Below are 5,122 nucleotides of genomic sequence, written 5' to 3'. Positions count from 1 at the left end.
CTAACAATTCTTTGTCTCCACTGCTGTCACCGTAAGCTGTTATGTCAGCATATTTATTGAGGTCGAGCACTTCTCTCACTCTATACTCTTTCTCAGGGCCGTAGCAGTTTTTTCCGTCAATTTTGCCAGTAATCTGACCATTTACAACTTCAAGACGGGTAGCAATTAGCCCGATACCCTTGTCTTTACACCAACTTGCCAACCAGTTTTCGCAAGAAGCCGAAACAAGGTAAATTTCATCACCTGCCTCAATGTGAGCGGCTAGCTTCTTCTCAGCTTTAGGTCTCAACATTTTTGGTATTTCTTCTGAGGCAAAAGTGTCTCCTATTTTATTAAACTTCTCTAAATCTTCTCCTCTAAAAAAGTGAGAGATAATAAGCTCCTTAGCCTTCCAATTGGGTATAATTTTGAGCTTGAAAAGAACCAAAGATGGCAAATGCCAGGCAAAGCCAAGGTAAAACTTAAATGATCCATGGTAGAATTTAATAAATTCTAAAAATGAATCTTTATAAGTAAGCGTGCCATCAAAATCAAATAATACGAGTTTCCTCACAGCTTTAGTCGCTTAAATATAAATTCAGGAATCGATTTGATGATGTACATAATCAGTCGCCACATGCCTAAGACATAAATGGTGGCTTTTCCTTTTCTTTCTGCTTTGTAAATGGCCTTAGCCACCTGTTGTGGTGAAGCTGTAAGGGGTTTTGGTAAATCCATACCCTCAGTCATTTTTGTGTCTATGAAACCAGGCTTTACGGTCAGCACATTTACATTTGAGTGGAAGAGTCGATTTCTCAGGCCTGACAAATAGGCTGTAAAACCAGCCTTTGCTGAACCATAAAAATAGTTGCTCTGTCGCCCTCTCTCACCTGCTACAGAACTGATACCTACAATCGATCCGGACTTGTTTTGCTCCATACTTTTAGCAAATCGCTCGAGAATTGAAGCAGCACCGGTGTAATTAGTTTCTATAATCTGATTAGCAACGTCCCAATTTTCCTGAGCTTTTTCCTGATCACCTAAATAACCAAAAACGCATATAACTACATCAGGGAAGCTCGGTAAGCTACTTATAAGCTGATCATGAGTTTCTACCTTCATTGCATCGAAAGTATATGCTGTAGCAGAGACCTCATGTTTTATTTTCAGGTCGTTGCAGATGGGGCTGATATCTTCGGTATTTCTTCCACCTAAGTATAGCTCATAACCATTGCCCGCATATTCATGCGCAAGTGCTTTGCCCACATCAGATGTTGCTCCAAGTATTAAAACAGATTTCATAATAGCTGATTTTTTTAAGTGCTACGCCCTTTTATTTTATTAGGAGGCGTTGTGATTGTAAAGATGTGAATTTTCCCTGAGGGTTATATTTTTTTACAATGTCTACAAATTTGTCAATATGCGGATAAGTTTCCCAAAACACCTTGGCGTCCATGCGTGCATCTTTGGTGAGATAAATTCTACCTCCATAGCTTACCACTACCTTGTCGAGCTCATCGAGGAACTCAAAAAGTCCTTTTTTTATTGGGAAGTCTAGTGCTAATGTGAAGCCTTTCATCGGAAACGAGATGAGGTCCTCCTGCTCGCCAAATAGTTTTAAGACTGCCAAAAAAGACCCCAATCCTTTTTTTCTGATTCTTTCTAAAATGTCTGTAAGTCCTTTTTTGCTGGTTTCTAAAGGTAATACGAACTGGTATTGTACAAAGCCTTTTTTGCCGTACATTCTATTCCAATTGAGTATCGCATCAAGTGGGTAGAAAAACGGCTCGTAGGGAATAACCGAAGAACTTACTCGCCTGATATTTTTAGCATAGTAAAGCGCATTGAAAGCTTTTATGCTAAACTCATTAAGGGCAAATGAAGGGAAGTTGAAAGGGATGTTTAATTTTTTCTTTTCAGGTAAATGCAATGGTGCCTTAGCCTGTTTTTGACTTAGCTCATCTTTTGTAGCATGCTCACCTGTGATGAGAATACTTCGGCCAAATTGTTTTCCACCTTTCAGACAATCAATCCAGGCCATACTATACGTGACGGCTTCATGCTGCTGAAATAAATCAATGATTTCATCAAGATTTTTGGCCTTAGTCTGAGTCTGATTGATGTATGCAGTCTCAATTGCTTTAAGCTTAAAGGTGGCTGTTAAAATAACACCAGTTAGCCCCATGCCCCCACAGGTTGCTTCAAACAGGTCGCTATTTTCTTCCCGACTACATGTTTTTACAGTGCCATCTGCACAAGCAAGCTCAAATTGCATTAAGTGCTGTGAGAAAGAACCCTCCTTATGATGATTTTTGCCATGTATGTCTGAGGCTATAGCACCACCTACAGTAATGAATTTTGTGCCCGGGGTTACTGGCAAAAACCACCCCTTGGGTACTACCACATCGAGTATTTCACTAAAGAGAACACCTGCTTCACAAGTGAAAATCCCTTCATCTTCGTTGAAGGCAAGCATACGATTATATCGCTGAGAAGAAATGGTGTTTGAGTACAATGCCGAGTCTCCGTAAGACCGTGCGTTTCCTCTGGCGATAAAACTGTCTTTGCTCTTTATCAGATTTATAACCTCTTTGGCTCTATCGAAAGAAGCTTCTTTTGTTTCTATTATAGGGTAGTTGCCCCAGCCGGATATCTTTGTCATCGCTTTTTTTAAATATAGAGTATGATGAAAAAGCTAATAACCCAAAGGCCAAGGGTGGCTTGTATGAATGGGTCAGTATACAAAACTCTCACGGGAGAACTACTGTTTTTTTCTACCAGTGTAATTTGCAAATACCGCATAAGGCCAGTGATTACAAATATTGAAGTGGCGTATAAATAACTGAAGTCGATTCGCTCCTGCACTTCTGGTGAGATAGTATACATCAGGTAGGCTACCACGATGATACCGGATACCATAGTTAGGGCTGAGTCTATAAAGTACAGGTTATAGTTTTTGGTAGATTTTCTTACCGAAACACCACTTTCTAGCATTACCAATACATCGTCACGTCTTTTGGCTATAGCCAAAAAGAGAGAGAGCAGAAAAATCATGATGAGGAGCCAATGCGAAATAGCTACGTCTACGATTACACCTCCTGATACAGTACGCAAAACGAAACCCGCAGAAACGATAAGCATATCTAAAATAGATATTCTCTTAAGGCCTGCTGAGTAGCCTATATTTAGGAAAAAGTAGAACAGTAGTATATATAAATAATTGATATCAAGATAGGCACCCAGTAGCAAACCTGGTATGGCCAAAAGGACAAAAATGATATAACCTGTAGTTTTACTGATTTGCCCACTGGCAAGTGGTCTGTATTTTTTCTTAGGGTGCTGTCTGTCAGCTTCTATATCCTGAATATCGTTGATCACGTATATAGAACTTGCCACTAATGAAAAGGCCACGATCCCCAGTATGATTGGCAGTAAAAATTCCTGGTTAAGAATCTCTCCAGCAAAAAATATAGGAATCAGTAGGAATAAATTTTTTACCCACTGTTGGGGTCTGATTAGCTTAATTGCAGAAACCATAGTATATCTTAGACAGCCAAAAATAGTAAATTATAAAAGGCTTTAAAATTTAATTATTTTACTTTAATTATAAATTATGTGAAAATTTTAAACAGGCTGGATGGGTAAAAATTTATGACCGACCTAATAAAAATCGTTTTACCTTTCTCCTGTTTCTGACAAATCTACGTTCGTAAATGTCATACCAGTAAGCAAACCTATAAAGCCACCAGTTGTTTATCTTTCCGAAGTAATTTTCAATACCCGGAGCACTTTTTCTGAGGTAGGCCCACTCGTAGGCACGGCTAAAGGCCCAACCCACATGCTTAGGGTTACTATCGATTACATAAATATCGTCTTTATAAGCTATAAAATTTCTTATTTGAGGGTCACCATGGAGGAGCTTGGCAGCATGCATTTGTGTGAGCTTTTTCACAACTAGTGGGTAGGTTTCTTCCTTATCGAGGCATGTGGTACCATCTAGGTACTCATAAACTAGCCACGAATCTACCACCATGCCCAGATTACGTTTTTCTGCAGCCAATAAAGGAGCTGTGGTTTTTATTCCTTTATCCCACAATTTATTCATGCCAGCTATATTTTTATGAGCCTCGCCCATTCTAAACCATGTCATAAACCTTATCCAGGGTTTAGTATTTTTTTCGGTAGGTATTTTGAGTACTAAATCCTGTTTTTGCCAGGCAATTCTTAGTACAGTGCTTCGGTGGTGTACTTTAAGAGGTTCTGTAGTAGTGTAATTTTTGTTGGCAATAGCATCAAAGAGGGTTTTTGCCTGATTTTCAGATAGTTTGTCTGTAGTAATCAGTTGCCAGTCTTTATAATCTATTTTCCTAATCAAATTATTAAAAAATCGCTTGTTTAGTTAAACAATACCCCCTCATTTAGCCTTATAACACAGGTTGGTGTCATGCATGAGACATAGGCATCCCTTTTGGTAATTATTTGCGTATATAAGTAAAAGCTAAACCTGTTTTTTACGTTATAGACAACAATAAAAATCAAAATACTTAATTTATTCCCATAATTAGTACATTTAAGCTAATGTCCGAGAAACAAAGACAAAGTTATACCAAGGCAGAGAAAGAAAGGGTTTTTGAAACCGAATTTCTTCCGCATATAGATTCTATGTATAACTTTGCGTACAGATTGACCTTCGATGAGGATGATGCTAAGGATCTTGTACAAGATACTTATCTCAAAGCTTATCGCTTTATTCAGTCGTTCGAGCAAGGAACTAATGCGAAAGCGTGGTTGTTCCGAATACTGAAAAATAGCTTTATTAACGACTTCAGAAAGAAGAGTAAACAACCTGCTAAAGTAGATTATCAGGAAGTTGAAACTTTTTACAACTCTGAAGATGTTGATGAGTCTATCACTACAGATTTGAGGGTTGATGCGGTGCAGGATATGATAGGAGACGAGATATCCAATGCACTTAATTCACTTGATGTAGATTTTCGGACTGTGATCATTTTATGTGATCTGGAAGGGTTTAAGTACGATGAGATGGCCAAAATATTGGATATTCCAATAGGTACAGTGCGTTCCCGTTTACATCGTGCCAGAAATCTGTTGAAAGAAAAGTTAAATGATTATGCAAAAAAAA

The 5,122-nt window shown here is 38.4% G+C and carries 6 protein-coding genes; 1 reads left to right on the top strand and 5 read right to left on the bottom strand.

Annotation, left to right across the window (positions count from 1 at the left end; genetic code table 11):
* From E1176_RS06380 to E1176_RS06360, 5 genes are all read right to left on the bottom strand, one after another.
* On the bottom strand, nucleotides 1–553 hold a 553-nt coding region (locus E1176_RS06380; RefSeq protein ID WP_185152669.1), incomplete at its 3' end, for an HAD-IB family hydrolase.
* Entirely contained in the window at nucleotides 550–1,281 is a 732-nt protein-coding gene (locus E1176_RS06375; protein WP_155209749.1) for an SDR family oxidoreductase, read from the bottom strand. The genes E1176_RS06375 and E1176_RS06380, both read right to left, overlap by 4 nt.
* A gap of 31 nt (nucleotides 1,282–1,312) precedes the next feature.
* Nucleotides 1,313–2,641, bottom strand: coding sequence for an FAD-binding oxidoreductase (locus E1176_RS06370; RefSeq protein ID WP_155209747.1), 1,329 nt, complete (start codon nucleotides 2,639–2,641; stop codon nucleotides 1,313–1,315).
* 8 nt (nucleotides 2,642–2,649) lie between these two features.
* On the bottom strand, nucleotides 2,650–3,516 hold the full coding sequence (locus E1176_RS06365) for a decaprenyl-phosphate phosphoribosyltransferase (RefSeq protein ID WP_155209746.1): 867 nt from the start codon (nucleotides 3,514–3,516) through the stop codon (nucleotides 2,650–2,652).
* Nucleotides 3,517–3,628: 112 nt separating this feature from the next.
* Entirely contained in the window at nucleotides 3,629–4,354 is a 726-nt protein-coding gene (locus tag E1176_RS06360; protein WP_155209744.1) for a lipopolysaccharide core heptose(II) kinase RfaY, read from the bottom strand.
* Between the two features lie 203 nt (nucleotides 4,355–4,557).
* Here E1176_RS06360 and E1176_RS06355 point away from each other — a divergent pair.
* Nucleotides 4,558–5,122: sigma-70 family RNA polymerase sigma factor (locus E1176_RS06355; protein ID WP_155209742.1), on the top strand; the 565-nt coding region annotated here is incomplete at its 3' end.

Origin of the sequence: Fulvivirga aurantia (assembly GCF_009711475.1) — a bacterium.
Classification (GTDB): domain Bacteria; phylum Bacteroidota; class Bacteroidia; order Cytophagales; family Cyclobacteriaceae; genus Fulvivirga; species Fulvivirga aurantia.
Note: the sequence above shows the minus strand (reverse complement) of the source record. Positions and strands in the feature narration are given on the sequence as shown.